The 256-nt window shown below is 52.3% G+C and carries 1 rRNA gene; it reads right to left on the reverse strand.

The features are described 5' to 3' along the window. A 23S ribosomal RNA gene (locus ACZ92H_RS29770) occupies window positions 1-256 on the reverse strand; the annotation flags it as partial.

The raw sequence follows: 256 nt of genomic DNA on the forward strand, positions 1-256 counted from the left end.
GTGGGTTCGGACCTCCAGGGCGTGTTACCGCACCTTCATCCTGGCCATGAGTAGATCACTTGGTTTCGGGTCTACACCCAGCGACTGATCGCCCTATTCGGACTCGATTTCTCTACGGCTTCCCTATCTGGTTAACCTTGCCACTGAATGTAAGTCGCTGACCCATTATACAAAAGGTACGCAGTCACGGAACAAGTCCGCTCCTACTGTTTGTATGCACACGGTTTCAGGATCTATTTCACTCCCCTTCCGGGGT

The organism is Janthinobacterium foliorum (genome assembly GCF_978021625.1).